The sequence below is a fragment of the Corallococcus sp. AB049A genome (assembly GCF_003668885.1).
GTDB lineage: Bacteria > Myxococcota > Myxococcia > Myxococcales > Myxococcaceae > Corallococcus > Corallococcus interemptor.
This window is the reverse complement of the sequence record NZ_RAWL01000145.1, coordinates 1-19,052: the sequence shown is the minus strand read 5'-3', so window position 1 is coordinate 19,052 and position 19,052 is coordinate 1. Positions and strand designations below refer to the sequence as shown.

The 19,052-nt window shown below is 70.3% G+C and carries 14 protein-coding genes; 9 read left to right on the top strand and 5 right to left on the bottom strand.

The annotated features are described in order from the left end of the window. The first annotated feature begins 10 nt into the window (after positions 1–10). Both D7X55_RS17500 and thrS read left to right on the top strand, forming a co-directional pair. Complete coding sequence (locus tag D7X55_RS17500) at positions 11–1,813, top strand: OPT/YSL family transporter (RefSeq protein ID WP_120552082.1); 1,803 nt, start codon at positions 11–13, stop codon at positions 1,811–1,813. Between the two features lie 255 nt (positions 1,814–2,068). Further along, positions 2,069–3,271, top strand: coding sequence for a threonine--tRNA ligase (gene thrS, locus D7X55_RS17495; protein ID WP_121723653.1), 1,203 nt, complete (start codon positions 2,069–2,071; stop codon positions 3,269–3,271). Positions 3,272–3,343: 72 nt separating this feature from the next. Here thrS and D7X55_RS17490 read toward each other — a convergent pair whose 3' ends face one another. Further along, entirely contained in the window at positions 3,344–3,763 is a 420-nt protein-coding gene (locus D7X55_RS17490; protein ID WP_158616309.1) for a CBS domain-containing protein, read from the bottom strand. A gap of 215 nt (positions 3,764–3,978) precedes the next feature. Here D7X55_RS17490 and msrB point away from each other — a divergent pair, with 215 nt between their 5' ends. After that, the gene (msrB, locus tag D7X55_RS17485) at positions 3,979–4,401 is read left to right on the top strand and encodes a peptide-methionine (R)-S-oxide reductase MsrB (RefSeq protein ID WP_120552079.1); all 423 of its coding nucleotides are present in this window, start codon (positions 3,979–3,981) and stop codon (positions 4,399–4,401) included. A gap of 99 nt (positions 4,402–4,500) precedes the next feature. Here the strand turns inward: msrB and D7X55_RS44690 are convergent, their stop codons facing one another. Continuing rightward, a complete protein-coding gene (locus tag D7X55_RS44690) occupies positions 4,501–5,781 on the bottom strand; it encodes a FadR/GntR family transcriptional regulator (protein WP_233609899.1) in 1,281 nt (426 codons plus the stop codon). Positions 5,782–6,250: 469 nt separating this feature from the next. On the opposite strand from D7X55_RS44690, the gene D7X55_RS17475 reads away from it, so the two are divergent. Further along, entirely contained in the window at positions 6,251–8,143 is a 1,893-nt protein-coding gene (locus D7X55_RS17475) for a glycoside hydrolase family 18 protein (protein ID WP_121723651.1), read from the top strand. A 4-nt stretch (positions 8,144–8,147) separates the two neighbouring features. On the opposite strand, the gene purL is transcribed toward D7X55_RS17475, so the two are convergent. Continuing rightward, positions 8,148–12,044: a phosphoribosylformylglycinamidine synthase gene (purL, locus tag D7X55_RS17470; RefSeq protein ID WP_121723650.1), complete on the bottom strand. Its 3,897-nt coding sequence runs from the start codon at positions 12,042–12,044 to the stop codon at positions 8,148–8,150. A 377-nt stretch (positions 12,045–12,421) separates the two neighbouring features. Here purL and D7X55_RS17465 point away from each other — a divergent pair, with 377 nt between their 5' ends. The 3 genes from D7X55_RS17465 (at position 12,422) to D7X55_RS17455 (ending at position 15,978) form a co-directional block, all read left to right on the top strand. After that, positions 12,422–14,185 carry a M4 family metallopeptidase gene (locus D7X55_RS17465; protein ID WP_158616308.1) on the top strand — a complete coding sequence of 588 codons (1,764 nt, stop codon included), beginning with the start codon at positions 12,422–12,424 and terminating at the stop codon, positions 14,183–14,185. Between the two features lie 131 nt (positions 14,186–14,316). Then, positions 14,317–14,874 (top strand): DUF2378 family protein, encoded by a 558-nt coding sequence (locus D7X55_RS17460; protein WP_120552075.1) that lies wholly within the window; start codon positions 14,317–14,319, stop codon positions 14,872–14,874. Positions 14,875–14,883: 9 nt separating this feature from the next. Beyond that, complete coding sequence (locus D7X55_RS17455; RefSeq protein WP_120552074.1) at positions 14,884–15,978, top strand: hypothetical protein; 1,095 nt, start codon at positions 14,884–14,886, stop codon at positions 15,976–15,978. A gap of 9 nt (positions 15,979–15,987) precedes the next feature. Here the strand turns inward: D7X55_RS17455 and D7X55_RS17450 are convergent, their stop codons facing one another. Together D7X55_RS17450 and D7X55_RS17445 are read right to left on the bottom strand one after the other, a co-directional pair. After that, on the bottom strand, positions 15,988–16,881 hold the full coding sequence (locus D7X55_RS17450; protein ID WP_147442935.1) for a hypothetical protein: 894 nt from the start codon (positions 16,879–16,881) through the stop codon (positions 15,988–15,990). A 196-nt stretch (positions 16,882–17,077) separates the two neighbouring features. After that, complete coding sequence (locus D7X55_RS17445) at positions 17,078–17,521, bottom strand: DUF2383 domain-containing protein (protein ID WP_120552072.1); 444 nt, start codon at positions 17,519–17,521, stop codon at positions 17,078–17,080. Between the two features lie 155 nt (positions 17,522–17,676). Here D7X55_RS17445 and xdhC point away from each other — a divergent pair, with 155 nt between their 5' ends. Both xdhC and D7X55_RS17435 read left to right on the top strand, forming a co-directional pair. Continuing rightward, complete coding sequence (gene xdhC, locus D7X55_RS17440; RefSeq protein ID WP_121723649.1) at positions 17,677–18,507, top strand: xanthine dehydrogenase accessory protein XdhC; 831 nt, start codon at positions 17,677–17,679, stop codon at positions 18,505–18,507. Continuing rightward, positions 18,504–19,052 (top strand): 2Fe-2S iron-sulfur cluster-binding protein (locus tag D7X55_RS17435; protein WP_147470132.1); only part of this gene is annotated, 549 nt, incomplete at its 3' end. The genes xdhC and D7X55_RS17435, both read left to right, overlap by 4 nt.

Sequence of the window (19,052 nt, the reverse complement as noted above, 5' to 3'; positions counted from 1 at the left end):
TTCCGCCCCCCTGTCCTCCGTGCCCGACGCCGCCGCGCCGCGCTTCCGCTTCCTGCCCGCGGTGGGCACGTGGAAGTACCACCTGCTGCTCGCGTCCGTGGCCATCTTCTTCCTGGGCCCGCTGGGCGGAGTGGCCGCGTCGTACATGAACTTCAGCCTGGGCTTCTTCGTCGCCAGCCAGGTGCTGTCCGGCATCCTGGGCAGCGTCGTCACCTACGGCTACGGCGCGGAGGGCAAGCACGGCGCCAACTACATGCAGACGATGGCCGCGTCGGTGGCCTCGCTGTGCGCCATGTCCGTGCTCATCCAATCCATGGTGTGGCTGGGCATGCCCCAGCCGCCCGCGTGGCAGCTGATGCTCTTCGTGGGCTGCGTGGGCATGTTCGGCGTGGGCGTGGGCATGCTCTACACGCCGCTGCTGGTGGACAAGCTGCAGCTGGACTACCCGTCCGGCTACGCGGTGGCCAACATCCTGCGAGCGCTCACGGACAAGCGCCTGCTCAAGGCCTCCATCGCGAAGCTGGGCGGAGGCACCGGCCTGGGCATCCTGGCCGCGTGGCTCACGGAGAAGGTGGCGGCCATCGCCGCGCTGAGCGTGAGCAGCTCCACGGTGGGCGCCGGCATGGTGGTGGGCAGCCGCATCACCGTGCCCGCCATGCTCATGGGCCTCATCGGCCTTGGCATCACCCCGTACCTCCAGGGCATCGGGTGGCTGGGGCCGAATGATCCGTACCGGAAGATTGGCTTCCTGATTTCGCTGGCCATGATCTGCGGCGCGGCGCTGGTGGACCTGGCGCTGCTCGCGGTGCAGGCGGTGGACCGCATCCGGGGCCGCGCGCAGGCTCCCGTGGACAACGAGCCCGCGTGGAAGAAGGTCAACGTGCCCCGGCTCATCGCCTGGGTGGTGGGCTGGGGCGCGGCCGTGGTGGTGGTGGCCACGCAGGTGCTGCACCAGCCCGCGGGCTTCATCCTCTTCGGGCTCGCGCTGTCGCTGCTGTTCGTCCTCATCAACGGCATCGCCTACGGCATCAGCGACAACAACCCCATCTCCAGCGCCTTCGTGATGTCGGTGCTGCTGATGTCGCTGCTCGGCCTGAAGGATCCGCTGGTGGGGCTGATGGCGTCCTCCATCCTGCTCATCTCCACGTCGGTGGGCTGCGACATGCAGCAGGACCGCTCCACCGGCTGGCGCCTGGGCACCAACCGCGTGGTGCAGTTCCGCTACCAGGTGCTGGGCATCTTCATGGGCGCGGTGCTGTGCGTGGTGCTGGCGCGCGTGTTCATGGGCGCCTACCCGGTGCTGTCCGTCAACCAGCTGGACCACCCGGACGTGAAGGTGGCGCAGTGGAGCTCCGCGATGACGTACAAGTTCGTGGGCGCCATCCGCGACCTGGGCACGCTGTCGGCGCACAAGGTGACGGCGCTGCTCGTGGGCCTGGGCATCGGCTTCACGCTGGAGGTCATCCGCAAGGTGGTCCGCCGCCACCCCGCGTACCTGCGCTACGTGCAGGGGTCGCGCACGGGGTTTGGCGTGGGCTGGACCCTGGACTCGCTGGTGCTGGCCAGCCCCTACGCGTACGCGTTCGGCGGCTTCATCGCGCTGCCCGCGGCCATCTGGTTCGGCATGGGCGGCATCCTCACGTCGCTCTTCAACACGGTGACCAAGCGCTTCCGGCGGGAGCCCGCGCCCGGCGAGACGGTGCTGCCGGAGGACATGAGCACCATGTCGCTGGTGGGCGGCGGCCTCATCGCGGGCGAGTCGCTCTTCTACCTGTTCGTCGGCCTCGCCGGCCTGCTGTCCCTGTTGGGCTGAAGCACCCCATCCCGGAGGCCGGCTTGACTTTCCGTGCCTCCGGGAGCACTTGTTGCCCTTGTGAACCTCGTCCTCACCACCACCGCGACCCAGACCACCACCGCTTCGGCGGGCGTGGGTTCGGTGCGCGTGTCGGTGGACTGACGAGCGCACGGTTTCCCGCCCCGCCGAAGTCCGGCCGGGGCGACCGTGCAACCTCACACGCCCCGTGTCCGGCCCCGGCTGCTTCATCCCGACCGACACACGGAGACGACAATGCTCGACGGACACGACCACCGCGCGCTGGGCCAGCGCCTGGACCTCTTCCACCTGCAGGAGGAGGCCCCGGGCATGGTGTTCTGGCACCCGCGCGGACTGATGCTGTACCGGCTGCTGGAGGACCACGTCCGCCAGCGCATGCGCGAGGAGGGCTACCGCGAAGTCCGTACGCCGCAGCTGTGCTCCCAGCCGCTCTGGGAGCAGAGCGGACACTGGGAGAACTTCCGCGAGAACATGTTCTGCATGCCAGAGGGGGACCGGCACCTGGCCCTCAAGCCGGTGAGCTGCCCGGGCCACATCCAGCTCGTGCAGCGCATGAATCCCAGCCACCGCGACCTGCCCCTGCGTCTGGGGGAGTTCGGGCTGGTGCACCGCAGCGAGCCCAGCGGCGCGCTACACGGGCTGTTCCGCCTGCGCCAGTTCACGCAGGACGACGGCCACATCTTCTGCGCGGCGGAGCAGGTGGAGGCGGAGGTGGTCCGCTTCGTGCGCTCGCTGAAGGCGTTCTACGCGGGCTTCGGCTTCGACGACGTGCAGGTGGCCTTCTCCAGCCGTCCGGCGATGCGAGCGGGGAGTGACGCGCTGTGGGACCAGGCGGAGGCGTGGCTGCAATCCGCGGCGAAGCAGGCGGGCCTCCAGTACGAGGACCAGCCCGGCCAGGGCGCCTTCTACGGGCCCAAGCTGGAGTTCGTGCTGAAGGACCGGCTGGGCCGAGCGTGGCAGTGCGGGACGATCCAGCTGGACCTGGTGCTGCCGGAGCGCTTCGACCTGCACTACGTCGGCGTGTCCGGAGAGCGCCTGCGCCCGGTGATGCTTCACCGCGCGCTGTTCGGCAGCCTGGAGCGCTTCATCGGCATGCTGCTGGAGCACCACGGGGGCGCGCTACCGGCGTGGCTCGCGCCCGAGCAGGTGGTGGTGGCCTCCGTGGGCGCGGGGGCCGCCGCGTACGCGGAAGCGCTGGCGGCGCGGCTGCGGCTGGCGGGCTGCCGAGCGCGAGCGGACGTGCGGGACGAGTCGCTGTCCAAGAAGGTCCTGGGCTCGCACGAGGACGGCGTGCCGTTCCTCGCGGTGGTGGGTGGCCGTGAGGTGGAGTCCAAGGGCGTCCGCCTGCGGCAGCGCGATGGCTCGCAGCGCGACCTGCCCTGGGATGACGCGGTGGCGTGGTTGTCCGCCGCGTGCCAGCCGGCCGTGGTGGGCTGAGCGTCAGGACGTGAGGCAACGGCCCGGTGCTCCCTTCGTGCATGCGGAGGGGGCGCCGGGCCCTCTGGCAGTTCAAGAGTAGAGGCTCAGGTGTTCCAGCGGCTCGCCGGGCGTCAGCAGCGTGAGGGGCTCGGAGGCGACGTCGTCCAGGCGCAGCAGTCCCACCGCGTGTTGTTCGGAGTCCACGACGACCAGGCGGTTCACGTGGTGTTCCTCCATCAGGCGCTCACCGGCCTCCAGCGGCGCGTCCTCCGGACAGGTGACGAGCGGGGCCACCATGGCCTCGCGCACGGTGGTGACGTCGGGGTCGTGGCCGTGGACGGTGGAGCACAGGGAGAGTTCGGAATCGGTGAGCAGGCCCACCACCCGCCCGTGCTCCGTGACGGTGAGTGCCCCCACGCTGGAGGCCTCCAGCCGCTCGGTGGCGGAGCGCAGACATTCATCCACGTCGATGGTCTTCACGTCCGTGTGCATCAGCTCTGAAATCCGCATCGTCGGGCCTCCTCGTGGCGCGTACCGCGTCCCGGGGGAGTACAACTGACGAGCGGGTCTCCAAGCCCTGGTCCGAAAGGCCCGGCTTGTCGTGCGGTACAGAACAAGGGCGCCGGCCGCCTGGCTGCCTGCCTGGTGTAGGGTGCGACGCGAAGGCGGGCGGTGCATCCAAGGTGGTGCTCCGGGCTTGAGGCCCGAGACGTGGAGGAGGACTCATGGCGGACAAGCTCAATCTTTCCAACGAAGAGTGGCGCAAGCGCCTCACCCCCGAGGAGTTCCAGGTGCTGCGTCAGCACGGCACCGAGTACCCGGGAACGGGCTGTTTCCTCGGCACGAAGACGCCGGGTACCTACGTGTGCGCGGGCTGCAACAACCCGCTGTTCAAGTCGGGCACCAAGTTCGAGTCCGGCACCGGCTGGCCGTCCTTCACCCAGACGCTGTCGGAGGACTCCGTCACGGAGATCCGCGACGTGTCGCACGGGATGATCCGCACCGAGGTCCGCTGCGCACGCTGCGACGGCCACCTGGGCCACGTCTTCCCGGACGGTCCGCCGCCCACGGGGCTTCGCTACTGCATGAACTCCGTGGCGATGAAGCACGTCCCCGAAGGCAGCCCCATCGAGCTGGTCCGGGCCTGACGATTCGCAGTCCCCAGCGACGCAGCTGCCCCGCGCAGGGAGTGCATGCGCCGCTTCATGCCTGGGTTGTCCGAGTAGCTTTCGGCCGACTGCAAACCGTCAAGCCCTGAGACCCGACGCCCCAGGAAGCCCATCCACGGATGGGCCGCCGCCGGGCCCCCTCGGGGACGCCTGGGCCTCCGGGGCCTTGGCGTCCTCGGAGACTGCCCCAGTGGCGCCAACCTCAGTCTCCAACGAAGGAGCACGGTTGCCGTGCCCCGCCACGGGGCGATAGGCCGCCGACGCCTCGTCGAAAGGGCAGCCGGACGGAGGAGGGCCAACGCCCTGTCCATCCAAGCCAAAGCGTGTCGCCAGCACCTCCGCCTGCCGGTTCACCGGCACAAAGGCGCTGACGCCGTGCCCTTCCGCGCCAGAGCTTGCCTCGTCCAAGCCAAGGTGTGGCGCCAGCACCTCGTTTTGCCGGTGCGCTGACGCGGAAGTACTGATGCTTGCCCCTTCCACCTCACGGTGTGTCTCCTGCTCCTCGCCTTGCCGGTTCGCTGATTCGGAAGCCCGGACGCCGTGTCCTTCCACGCCAGGGCGTGCCTCCTGTACCTCATCCTGACCGATGGCTGACTCGCGAGCGGAGAGGAGACCCTCCCGGGCGAACGAGTCTTCGGGAGCGACAGGTTTCAGGTGGGCGAAGGCATTCAGCACAAGGTCATCGTGTGCCTTCATCAGCGCCGACAGTTCCTGCTGGATGGCCCGCGTGTCGCGATCATGCAGGGCATCCTTCGCGCAGTTCACCCACTGGCGCAGCGGCTCACCTCCCAGAAGAGGCAGCAACTGGGCCGCGCCGACCATGAAGGCCCGCTGAAGGGATTGCACGAGGAGCACGTGCCCGGGCCGGTCCGCCACCCGGGCCGCCAGCCGCAGCAACTCGAATTCCACCTGTGCGCAGTAAGCCCCTGACTCCCAGCGCGCCGCGTCCCAGAGTCCGAAGCAGATGCTCCCCAGATGGTCCAGGTCCCGCTTGGAGGCCCGTGCGCAGCAGTCGGACAAGAGCTCCACCAGCACCTGCCGCCGGAGGCTGAAGTAGCCCTCCAAGAGCCACCGGGCGTCCGGCGAGCGCATGTCATGCAGCGCCAGGCCCAGGTTCTCCAGCGTCAGCGACTCATCCAACGGCACCGCGCGCGTCTTGCGTCCAGGCCGCTGCACCACCACGCCCCGCGCCGCCAGCCGCCGCAGCGCCTCACGGATGGTGCCCCGGCAGACGTCATAGTGCCGCGCCAGCTTCGCTTCCGAGCCGAACCGCCCGTTCGGGTGAATCCGTCCCAGCGCGATGTCGCGCTCAATCTGTGCTTCCACGTACGCCACGAGCCCGCCGTGTCCCATCCCCATTCCCCCTCCTCGTCCCAGCATCGCCATCCAACCACAGGGGTCTGACACGGACGCGTGAGGCCCCCTCCGGAGCCGGACGAAAAAAACCTGTCCGACTGTCGGACAGGTTTTTTGGCAACCGCCCCCGGGCGGGCTCTTCGGCTCGTGGGGCCTGACCTGGGGGCCTCGCACGCAGGACATCGCGGCCCACCACTGCGCCTCACGAGGCGCGCGTCCCTGGTTTCATGCGGCGCGAACCGGTCCGACTGTCGGACAGGTTTGAGGCAATCGTGCCCGGGCGGGCGCTTCTGTCCGTACCCCTGAAGGAGTGGTCCTCGGGTGCAGGATGTCGCGGTCTGCCGCTGTACTCCGTCAGGAACGCGCCGCCTTGGAGTCCCGCGCTCGCGGAGCCCATTGGCGAAGACCTGTCGGCCGACCTGCTTTCTCAAGCCAGGACGCGTCGCGCCCTCCTCTGCGAGGATGGGAGGCCATGCGACGACTTCCGGCGGGACTCCCGGTGCTGTTCACCGTGTTGTGGCTGGGCGGTGTTTCCCAGGGGGCTCCGCCCTCGAAGGCCGCACCGCCCGCGTCCCCCCAGGTGACGTGGCTCTATCAGGACCGGCTGGCCGCGCCCTGGGAGGACCTGACCTGGGCCGGCTCGCACGCGATGAGCACCTCTGTCCCGGGGGCCTCGGGCAGCCACGCCATCTCCGTCACGCTGGGGCCTTGGGAGGCGCTTTACTTCGGCCACCCGGGCTTCGACGTGTCACCCGATGACACGCTGGTGCTGAAGGTGAACGGCGGAAAGGACGGTGCGAACGCGGCGGTGCGCGCGCGCGTCGTCATCGGATCCGAACAGCCCGTGGGCGTGCCCCTGGGACCTGCCTGCGCGGGCGGCGCCATCCCCGCCAGCAAGTGGACGACCTGCCGCGTGCCCCTGGCGAAGCTGCTGCCCGATGGACGCACGCGTATCACCGGACTGTGGCTCCAGGAGGACGGCGGCAAGACGCTGCCACCCCTCTTCTTCGACGACATTGGCGTCGAGCAGGGTCCCCGCACGGTGAGCCTCACCCTGGAGACTCCCGCGGTCTTCCTGGCTCCGGGCGCCACGCATGCCTTCAGCGCCACCGTGAAGAACAGCGCGGACACGGCCGTGCTCTGGAGCGTGGAGCCCGGAAACGAGCGGGGCTCCATCAGCGCCGACGGCGTCTACACCGCACCCCGCAAGCCGGGCACGTACCGGGTCATGGCCCGGAGCAAGGCCGACCCGAGCCAGCTGGCCCAGGCCAGCGTGGTGGTGAGCGCATCCCCTTCCGTGAAGGGCACCCCGGGCCAGAGCGGCAAGTGGGTGTCGGGCTATTACACGGGCTGGAACGCGGACGACTATCCGCCGGAGAAGGTGGACTTCAGCGCACTCACGCACATCCTCGTGGGCCGCGTCACGCCAAAGGCGGACGGCACTCTGAGCACGAAGTTCGACAACGACCGGGGGCCGGAGATTGCCCGCACACTGTCGAAGCGCGCGCACGCCGCGGGGCGCAAGGCGCTCATCATGGTGGGCGGCTCCGGCGAGCACGATGGCTGGGTGGGCGCCGCGTCCGACGCGAACCGCGCGAAGTTCGTCCGCTCGCTGCTCAAGGCGATGGACGACTTCGGCTACGACGGCCTGGACCTGGACTGGGAGCCCGTGGAGAAGGACGACCGGCCACAGCTGCTGGCCCTGGTGAAGGCCCTGCGCGAGGCGCGGCCGAAGATGCTCCTCACCTTCCCCCTCCATTGGATCAACACCAACTTTCCCTCGGACGCAGACCCCTGGTTCGCGGAGCTGGCGACGTACTTCGACCAGATGAACCTGATGTCCTACGAGATGATTGGCGCGTGGGACGGATGGAAGTCCTGGCACACGTCCGCGCTCAAGGGCGAACAGGGGCTGCACCCCACGTCCATCGCGTCCAGCCTGGACCTGTGGGTGAAGGCGGGCATTCCCAAGGCGAAGCTGGGCATCGGCATCCCCTTCTACGGCCTTGCGTGGCGCCACATCACCGGGCCCTACCAGCCCTTCACGAACTGGTCCGACTACGTGGGCGGGGACAACTCGTTCACGTACAAGAAGATCCTCCGCTACTCGAAGCAGGGGAAGTACCAGTGGGACGAGAAGGCCCAGGCCAGCTACGTGACGTTCGCTCCGGACAAGCTCGTGGAGGACGGCACGGTGACGTGGATTTCCTACGACAGCCCGCAGGCCATCGCCGCCAAGGGCGCCTTCGTGAAGCAGGAGGGCTACGGCGGCACCATCGTCTGGACGCTCAACCAGGGCTGCACCGATCCGGAGACCGGTGCCAACCCCTTGCTGGACGCCGTGCGGGACGCCTTCCTGAAGTGACGCGTTACCCCAGGGTGACGCGCGCGTTGCGGAACATGCGCATCCAGGGGCCGTCCTCGCCCCACTCCGCCGGGTGCCAGGAGTGCTGCACGGTGCGGTGCACGCGCTCCGGGTGCGGCATGGTGATGGTGAAGCGCCCATCCTTCGTGGTGACGCCCGCGATGGCGTGCGGCGAGCCGTTGGGGTTGGCCGGGTACTTCGTGGCCACCTGGCCCCGGTTGTCCACCCAGCGCGTCGTCACCAGCCCGGAGCCGTTGAAGCGCGCGGCGGCGTCCGCGTTGGCGAACTCCGCCCGGCCCTCGCCGTGCGACACGACGATGAGCATCCGGCTGCCCTCCATGCCCTTGTAGAAGAGCGACGGCGACGCGGAGATCTCCACCGTGCCCAGGCGGGCCTCGAACTGCTCGGAGGCGTTGCGCACGAAGCGGGGCCAGGCTTCCGCGCCGGGGATGAGCTCGCGCAGCTGCGCGAACATCTGGCAGCCGTTGCACGCACCCAGCCCGAAGCTGTCCGGCCGAGCGAAGAACTCCGAGAAGGCGTCGCGCGTGCGCGGGTTGAAGAGGATGGACTTGGCCCACCCGCCGCCCGCGCCCAGCACGTCTCCGTAGCTGAAGCCGCCGCACGCCATCACGCCGTGGAAGTCCTTCAGCGACACGCGGCCCGACAAGAGGTCGCTCATGTGCACGTCCACCGCGGTGAAGCCCGCGCGGGTGAACGCCGCCGCCATCTCCTGCTGGCTGTTGACGCCCTGCTCGCGCAGCACCGCCACGCGAGGACGCGCCCCCTTGGCGATGTACGGCGCCGCCACGTCCTCCTTCGGGTCGAACGTGAGCCTGGGCGACAGGCCGGGGTCGGTCGCGTCGCACTTGGCGGCGTACTCCTCCTCCGCGCAGGTGGGGTTGTCACGCAGCTTCTGGATTTCGTAGCTCACGCGCGACCAGGTGCGCTTGAGCGCCACCGTCTCCTCCGCGAGCAACTCCCGGACGCCGTGCTTCACCCGCACCACCTGCTGGGCCGTGGGACGCCCCAGCTCATGGACGTGCGAGCCCAGGCCGTGGCGGCTGAAGGCCTCACGCACGCGCGCCACGTCGGACGCGCGCACCTGCACCACCGCGCCCAGCTCTTCATTGAAGAGGGCCGCCACCGCGTCGCCGCCCAGCGGGGACAGGTCCACGTCCAGGCCGCAGTGGCCCGCGAAGGCCATCTCCGCGAGCGTTGCCCACAGGCCGCCATCGGAGCGGTCGTGGTACGCGAGCAGCACGCCCGCCGCCTGGAGCTCCTGCACCGCCGCGAAGAAGCCCTTCAGCGCCGCCGGGTCATCCACGTCCGGGCACTCGGGGCCCACCTGCTGGTGCACCTGCGCCAGCACGGACGCTCCCAGCCGCTGGCGGCCCTTCGCCACGTCCACGAGCACGAGGCGCGTGTCCCCCGCCACGTCCACCGGCTGCGGGGTCAGCGTGACGCGCGCGTCCAGCACCGGCGCGAACGCGGTGATGATGAGCGACAGAGGGGCCGTCACCGCCTTCTTATGGCCGTCCTCCTGCCACTGCGTGCGCATGGACATGGAGTCCTTGCCCACCGGGATGGCGATGCCCAGCGCGGGGCACAGCTCCATGCCCACCGCGTGCACGGCCGCGTAGAGGTTCGCGTCCTCGCCGGGGCTGCCCGCCGCCGCCATCCAGTTCGCGGACAGCTTCACGTCCGACAGCTTCCCGATGCGCGCCGCCGCCAGGTTGGTGAGCGCCTCGCCCACCGCCATGCGCGCGGAGGCCGCCGCGTCCACCAGCGCCACCGGGGTGCGCTCGCCCAGCGCCATGGCCTCGCCCGTGTTGGACATCAGGGACGACAGCGTCACCGCGCAGTCCGCCACCGGCACCTGCCACGGGCCCACCATCTGGTCGCGCGCGGTGTGGCCGCCCACGGAGCGGTCGCCAATGGTGATGAGGAACGACTTGTCCGCCACCGTCGGGTGCGACAGCACCGCGTGCGCCACGGCCTTCAAGTCAGAAGGGATGTTCAGCGGCGCGTGCTTCAGCGGGCGCGACGCGAAGTCGCGGTGCATGCGCGGCGCCTTGCCGAAGAGGACGTCCATGGGCAGCGCGATGGGCGTGTCCCCCAGCTCGCGGTCCGTGAGCGTGAGCACCTGCTCCGCCGTGGCCTCGCCCAGCACGGCGAAGGGGGCGCGCTCGCGCTCGCACAGCGCGGCGAAGCGCGGCAGGTCCTCCGGCGCCACGCCCAGCACGTAGCGCTCCTGCGCCTCGTTGCACCAGATTTCGACCGGGGACATGCCCGGCTCGTCGTTGGGCACCTCGCGCAGCTCCAGCCGGCCGCCCAGGTCGTTGTCGTGCGCCAGCTCCGGCAGCGCGTTGGACAGGCCACCCGCGCCCACGTCGTGGATGGAGCGCACGGGGTTCTTGTCGCCCAGCATCCAGCACTGGTCGATGACCTCCTGGCAGCGGCGCTCCATCTCCGCGTTGTCCCGCTGCACGGAGGCGAAATCCAGGTCCGCCGCGCTCGCGCCCTGCGCCATGGAGGACGCCGCGCCTCCGCCCAGGCCGATGAGCATCGCCGGGCCGCCCAGCACGATGAGCTTGTCGCCCGCGCGCAGCGGGGCCTTCTTCACGTGGTCCGCGCGGATGTTGCCCAGGCCGCCCGCCAGCATGATGGGCTTGTGGTAGCCGCGCACCTCCACGCCCTCGGGCGTGGGCACGTGCTGCTCGAAGCTGCGGAAGTAGCCGGTGAGGTTGGGCCGGCCGAACTCGTTGTTGAACGCGGCGCCGCCCAGCGGGCCGTCCACCATGATGTCCAGCGCGGACACGATGCGGTCCGGCTTGCCGTAGGGCGCCTCCCACGGCCGCGCGAAGTCCGGCAGGCGCAGGTGGCTGACGGAGAAGCCGGTGAGCCCGGCCTTGGGCTTCGCGCCGCGCCCGGTGGCGCCCTCGTCGCGGATTTCACCGCCCGCGCCCGTGGCCGCGCCCGGGTACGGCGAGATGGCGGTGGGATGGTTGTGCGTCTCCACCTTCATCATGATGTGGGCCGGCTCGCGCACGGTGCCCCACTCGCGCGCTTCGCCCTGCGGGAAGAAGCGCTCCACCTCGAAGCCCTCGATGACGGCGGCGTTGTCCTTGTACGCGGACAGCACGCCGCCCGGGCTCTGGGCGTAGGTGTTCTTGATGGCCTGGAACAGCGAGCGCTCGCGCGGCTGGCCATCCACCGTCCACGACGCGTTGAAGATTTTATGGCGGCAGTGCTCGCTGTTCGCCTGCGCGAACATCATCAACTCCACGTCGGTGGGGTTGCGCTTCAACTCCGTGAAGCGCGCCACCAGGTAGTCGATTTCGTCCTCCGCCAGCGCCAGGCCCAGCTCGCCGTTGGCCTTCGCCAGCGCCGCGCGGCCTCCGCCCAGCACGTCCACGCGCGTGAGCGGCCGGGGCGAGTCCGTGCGGAACAGCACTTCCGCGTCCTCCAGCCGGGGCAGCACCGCCTGCGTCATCCGGTCGTGGAGCACCGCCTGCACGCCCTCGGCTTCATTCGCGTCCAGCGGCCGGCCGCCGGGGCCGGTGAGGAAGAACGCGATGCCGCGCTCCATGCGGCGCACCTGCGCAAGGCCACAGTGGTGCGCGATGTCCGTGGCCTTGGAGGCCCAGGGCGACACCGTGCCCGGCCGTGGCACCACCAGGAGCAGCGTGCCGGTGCGCTCGCGCTTCGCCGCGTGCGGGCCGTACTCCAGCAGGCGCTCCAGCCGCGCGGATTCGTCCTGCGTCAGCGGCGCGGACGCGTCCACGAAGTGCACGAACTCCGAGTAGAGGGTGACCACCGAAGGCACCCGCTCCCGGCAACGGGCGAGCAGCTTGGCGAGCCTGAATTCGGAGAGGGCCGGAGCCCCGCGCAGCGTGAGCATGAAGGTCCTTGCGAACGGGTGACGGGAGGTAACAGCGGGGCCGTCCTTATCACCGCGCCCCGCGTCACAACGGTTGGAGTTCGTGCCCGGACGCCCGGGCAGCACCCGGGTGGGTGAACCGCCGCTGACGTGGGCCCTGCTCTCCCCAGCCAACACTCCGGGTCATACAAGAATTAACCTGACAGTCAGTGCTCCATGATTTGCTCGCCAGGCTTCACAGACCCGTTTCGTCACACTGGGGGCATGTCATGACGCGAAAGAACCGCTGGCTCCTCGCCGGCCTGACGTTCACGCTGTCCGCATGTGGAGTGGGAGGTCCTGAAGCCGAGGCGCCTTCCGCCCCTTCCGAAACCCGCGCAGGGGACCTGCAGTCGGCCTTGAGCGCCCTGTCTGGCGCGGAGGTGCGGGGCGTGCACGCGGACGGCGTGCCCCAGTTCATCCAGGGCGTGCTGGGCACGACGGGACGGCCCCTCTCCGGTGCCAGTGCCTGGCAGGCGCACGCGCTCCTGGAGCCCACCCTGCGGCGGGTACTGCCCGCCTTCCGGCTGACGGCGAAGGACCTGGTGCCCAAGCGCATCCACACGGATGCGCTGGGCAATACGCACCTGCGCTACACGCAGACCAAGGGCGGCCTGCCGGTGGTGAACGAGGAGCTCATCCTCCACCTGGATGCGCGGGGACAGGTGTTCGCGGTGAACGGCACCGCGCGCGACGGCGAACCCCTTCCGGCCCCCGCCCGCATCGCTCCGGAGGCCGCGAGCGAGGCGGCGCTGGCGGGGTCCCCGGCGGGCAGCCGCGCGGGAGCGCCCCGCGAGGTCTTCGTCCGGCCGACGCCGGAGGCATCCCTGGTCCGCGCCTTCGAGGTGGTGGTGTCCGGCCAGGACGCGGACGGCATGCCCCTGCGCGACCGCGTCTACGTGAGCGCGGCGGACGGCCAGGAGGTGCTGCGCGCGCCGGAGATCCACGCCGTGCGCAACCGCAAGGTGTGCTCGGTGGGCGGCCCCAACAACGGCACGTGCCGGATTGAAGGCCAGGTGGCCACCGGCGACACGGCCATCGACAAGACGTACGACAACATGGGCCTCTTCCACGACTGCTTCCAGGCGAACTTCAGCTGGGACTCGTACAACGGCACGGGCGGCCAGCTGCTGGCGCAGGTGCACTACGGCACCCGCTACGCGAACGCGTACTTCGACGGCGCGAAGCTGGTCTGCGGCGACGGCAGCCTGCCCCAGCTGGGACAGCCGTGCGAGGACCCGGACATCGTCGTGCACGAGTTCATGCACGGCGTCACCGAGACCACGTCCGACCTCATCTACAGCGGCGAGTCCGGCGCGCTCACCGAATCGCTGTCGGACATCTACGCCGCCACCTGCGGCAGCTGGGCCTCGGGCACCTGGAGCACCGCGACGTCCGTGTGGCACATCGCCGAGACGGCCTGGACCCCCGGCACGTCCGGGGACGCCCTGCGCTACATGAACGACCCCGCGGCGGATGGCGCCTCCGTGGACTACGCCCCGGACCTGAACAGCGGCACCGACGTGCACTACGCCTCTGGCGTGGCCAACCTGGCGTTCAAGCTGATGGCCACCGGCGGCGTGCACCCGCGAGGAAAGACGCTGGTGAACGTGCCGGCCATCGGCGTGGAGGCCGCGGCGCACATCTTCTGGTACGCCAACCTGAACCTCTTCACCCGCAACACCAACCTCTACGCGGCCAGGACGGCGACGCGAGCGGCGGCGCAGATTCTGGGCTACGGCACCGCCGTCCAGGACGCGGTGGATGCGGCATGGAGCGCGGTGGGCGTGGGCATCCCCACGACAACGCCGTCCTGCGCACTGCTGCCCAACAACACCACGGTGCCGCTCATCTCCGGCAACGCCTCGTCGCAGCAGTACTACTGCTTCGACGTGCCGGTGAACACGCCCTCCACGGTGTCCATCTCCAGCGGCACCGGGGACGTGGACCTCTACACGCGCTTCGACCTGCCGCCCACGACGCAGCAGTACGACTGCCGTCCCTACAAGTCCGGCAACAACGAGACGTGCAACCTGGTGGCAAGACCCGCCGCCGGCCGGCAGTGGATCATGCTCCGGGGCTTCACCGCCTACAGCGGCGTGAGCCTCTCCGTGGCCTACTGAGGAACCTGGCTGCCTGCCCTCACCGCGCGCACCCGCGGTGAGGGGGCGCGCCGGGGGGCTGGCCTCCTCCCGGGCCCTGGGCGAAGAATGCGCGCCTGGGGCCGCTGGGGGCTCCGGCAAGGCAGAGGGCCATGAGGGACGAGCGCGTCATCTTCAGCAGCAGCGTGGACAGCCTGTACCGCAAGGTGCTGGCCCCCTCCCTGACGCCGGAACTGGTGGAGCGGCTGCGCGCCCGGGGGATGAACCTCCATGCCCCGCTGCTCGCCGCGTACCCCCTGGCCGTCTGGGTGGACTGCCTGGCGGACACGGCGCGCACGCTCCACCCGGACCAGCCGGTGGAGCAGGGCCGGCGCCTGATGGGGCGGCGGATGGTGGAGGGCTACGCGCAGACGCTGGTGGGCGGCGCGGTCCTCACGCTGGCCCGCGTGGTGGGCCCCATGCGTTCGCTGGAGCGGATGCAGCACAACTTCCGCAGCGGTAACAACTACACGGAGACTCGGCTCACCGTGCTGGGCCCCAGCCAGGCGGACCTCTGGTTCAACGAACCGGAGGCGCTGGAGGGCTTCGTGGATGGCGTGCTGGAGGAAGGGATGTTGCGCGTGGGCGTCCAGGGCTTCACCCTGCACCGCACCCGCCACTCGCCCGAGTCCGCCACCTATCACCTGGAGTGGGCCGACCGGTCCTCCTGACTGCCCTTCATGTCCTCCATCCTTTCGACGCTGCCCGCCCTCTACCAGGACCTCCTGCCGGCCTTCTTCACGAAGGACGCGCCCACGGAGACGAAGGCCACCTGCTCCAACTGCGCCATGAGCCGCGCCTCCGCGCAGGCCACGGTGGACTCGGTGGACGGCGTGGAGCACCTGTTCCGGCCGGACACCAAGTGCTGCACGTACCAGCCCCGGCTGCCCAACTACCTGGTGGGCGCGCTCCTGTCGGATGACTCGGCGCAGATGGCGGAGGGGCGCCGGCGCATCGAGGCGAAGATCGACAGCCGCATCGGCGTGAGCCCGCAGTGGGTGAAGCCGCCGGCGAAGTTCAACCACCTGTACAAGAACGCGCACCAGTTCTTCGGCAAGGCGTCGTCGCTGCGCTGCCCGTACTACGCGCTGGAGACGGGCGGCTGCACCATCTGGGCGTACCGCGAGTCCGTCTGCTCCACGTTCTTCTGCAAGTACGTGGCGGGCCGGGACGGCCAGCGCTTCTGGATGTCGCTCAAGACGTACCTGACGCTGGCGGAGTTCCAGCTGTCACGCCACGCGCTGCTCCAGCTCATGCCGGAGTTCCTCCTGGACGGCCGCGACAAGGCGGAGGTGGCCACCGTCCCCCTGTCCGTGGAGGACCTGGACGACGCGGCCCCTCCGGCGAAGGCGTACGCCGCGCTCTGGAAGGGCTACGCCGGGATGGAGAAGGACTTCTACCGCGCGTGCTACGACGCCGTGCGCACGGTGACCCGGGACGGGCTGGAGCGGATGCTGGGCCTGGATGGCACCATCGAGCAGAAGGTGCTGGAGAAGCTGCACACGCACGCCACCGCGCCCACGCTGCCGCGCGTGCTGCGCTTCAACCCGGACGCGACGGTGAAGTGGCTGCCGGACGGCAGCGTGGCGCTGGGTTCGTACAGCGAATACGACGCGGTGGCGCTGCCGGGTGAGGCCTACGCGCTGCTGGTGGAGTTCACCGGCCAGAAGCCCGTGGACGCCGTCCGCCAGCACCTGCGCGACCACAAGCAGGCGGACCTGGATCCGGACATCCTCCTGGAGCTGTACCGGCACCGCATCCTCATCGAGCCCTGAGGCCCGCTGTCACGGCTGGCCCGCGAAGGCGCCCACGTCCCGCAGCCAGCGGGCGATCTTCTGGGTCCGCTCCCACGCGGGCTCGGCGGCGACCAGGTGCTCCGCCAGCCACGCGCTGAAGGCCGGGTCGCCCGCGCGCAGCCACGCGGCGGACTCCTCCAGCTCATGGGCGGCGGCCTCCCACGCGCGGCGCACGGCGCTGGCCACGGCCATCAGCTCCGCGATGCAGCGGGTAAACACCTCCATGCCCACGGTGACTTCGTTGGCGCTGTCGCCGCAGGAAAGGGCCAGCTCTCGCAGGCGGCCCAGGTCCTTGAGCAGCCCCTGCTCCAGCGCGGCGGCGGTGCCCAGCCGGGCCTGCGCGGCGCGCAGGAGCAACTCCACGTCCTCGCTGAGCTGGCGCCAGGCCGCGTCATCCCCCGAGGGGAAGCCGCCCCGGCGGCGCAGGCGCACGCCCACGGCCTGCCACAGGTTGCAGAAGACGTGGACCTCCTCGACGCTGCGGCGCACGTGCGGCGGGATGTGGTCCAGGAAGTCCACCACGCTGGCGCGGGCCTCACGGATGAACGTGTCACCCCGCGGCGTGAGCTCCACCACACCGCGTGCGAGCTGGAGCACGCGCCAGGCCCACTGCAGGGCGCGCTCGGAGGTGGTGAAGAGCACCTCCACGCCGGTGCCCAGGGCCCCCGCGGCGTAGCTGGTGTCGGCGGTCGTCGGGGAGGGAGCGGACGTGGGGCCACCGTCGTCGGCGCGCACGTCGGACAAGCGGGAGGCCTGGGGCCTCGCGTTCTCGCTGTCAGTGACGGTCCCGGGCTCTGTCGGCCCCGGTCCCGAGTGCTCACGCCCCATGTGCTTCTTCGCCCTCGCTCGCCGGTGGAAGTCGCCTCCTTCCGAATATCGCACGCCCCCGGACGCCTCCAGGACTGGATGCGGGGGCGTGCGATGCATCACCCGGTGGCCAACCCTTCACCGCCAGTCAGGCCCGTGCCCGGACAACCTGTTCGATGAAGGGGCTCACCTTCGGCGTGAGGGATTCGCGCGAGGGGGTACAGAGCGGTGCCCCAGCGGGATGGGGCACCGCGCGAACCTTCTGCTCAGCTCAGTGCAGGGTCGGGTTCTTCTTCAGCGCGCTGAGCCGCGCGTGCGTCTGCTTCTGCGAGGGCAAGAGCTGCTGACGCACGAAGGTGCGCGCCTCGCCGTGCAGCTTGTCCACGTCCCGGTTGTAGTCCTTCAGGCCGTGGTCCTCGCCCTCCTCCAGCGCGTCGATGGCGCGCTTCTCCCCCAGCAGGTCCGCGCCGGCCTGGACGGCCTTGGCGAAGAGGCCCCAGGGACCGGAGCCCTCCGCGGGCTTTCCTCCCAGCTTCTCGATGCGTTCCTTCAGGGCCTCGACGCGCTTCTCATGGTCGTGGAGGCAGGCCTCCACCTCCGTCTTCGCGACCTCGGTCTCGATGTGCTTCGAGGCGAGCCGGTAGGTCTCCACGGCGGAGATCTCACCCCGCAGGAAGGAGTTCAGCGTCTCGAGTTCAGCGGCGGCATTGGCCATGACGGCATCTCCTTGAGTCGGATGGGTTGAAATCGTCTGGCGCAAAAGGTGGTGTGCCTTCCCGGCCCGGCAATGGGCGCCTGCTTGCCCGTCCCCGACCCAGGCGACCATGGGGGCGCCACCGGCCCGGCGGCCGTGGCAGACTCACCGGCGGCATGTGGAACTGGGTTCACCAGCTGGCGGAATGGGCACGAGGCGACACGCCGTTCGCCGTGGTGACGGTGACGGAGTGCAAGGGCAGCACGCCCGCGTCCCCCGGCGCGAAGCTGCTGGTGCGCGCGGACGGCACGTTCCACGGCACCATCGGCGGCGGCCACCTGGAGCAGCTGGTGCTCCAGGACGCCCGGGCCTGTCTGGCCCGGGGCGAGGCGCGCACGTTCCGCTATCCGCTGGGCCCGAAGCTGGGCCAGTGCTGTGGAGGGGTCGTGGACGTCTTCGTCGAGCCCGTCAACCACGGGCCCCAGCTGTACCTCTTCGGCGCCGGCCACGTGGGCCAGGCGCTGTGCCGCATCCTGGAGGGCACCCCGTTCCGCATCCACCTGGTGGACGAGCGCGCCGAGTGGGTCCAGTCCCCGCAGGTGCCCTCCGGAGTGGTGCGCCACGAGGAGGCCTGGGACGACTTCGCGTCGAGCGCCGTGTGGGACGAGGCGCGCACCTACGTGGCCGTGATGACGCACCGCCACGACGTGGACCAGGACATCATCGAGTTCGCCATCCAGAAGCCGGCCCGCTACATCGGCCTCATTGGCAGTGACACGAAGTGGGCGCGCTTCCGGCAGCGGCTGGAGGCGAAGGGGCTGCCCGCCCTTCAGGTGGGCCGGGTCCAGTGCCCCATGGGGCTGCCCATCGGTGGAAAGTCACCGCAGGAGGTGGCCGTGAGCATCGCGGCCGGGCTGCTCCAGCTCCACCATGGGATGACTCCGGGACTGGCCCAGCAGGCAGGCGCTGAGTCGCCGCCCGCGCCCCTGCTATCCTCCGGGGAATGAGCACCCCCTTCGAGTTCCGGCTCAACGGACAGACCGTCCAGGTCGACGACGCGTCGCCCAACACCACCCTGCTGGACTACCTGCGCGCGCGGGGCCTCACCGGCACGAAGCAGGGCTGCGCCGAGGGCGACTGCGGCGCCTGCACCGTGGCCATGGTGGACCGGGACGTGAACGGCCAGAAGAACCTGCGCGCGTTCAACAGCTGCATCGCGCTGTTGCCCATGGTGGCCGGGCGCGAGCTCGTCACCGTGGAGGGCGTGGGCAGCCGCGCCGCGCCGCACCCCGTGCAGCAGGCGATGGTGAAGCACTACGGCTCGCAGTGCGGCTTCTGCACGCCGGGCTTCGTCGTCTCCATGGTGGAGGCGTACTGCCGCAAGGACTCGGGCTCTCCGGAGGCCATCGCGGATCAGCTCTGCGGCAACATCTGCCGCTGTACGGGCTACCGCCCCATCCGCGACGCGATGCTGGACGCGCTCGCCACCCGCGACGCGAAGGGCGCGGGCCCGGGGCTTCCCGGCGTGTCCCTGGAGGGGCCGCCCTCCCCC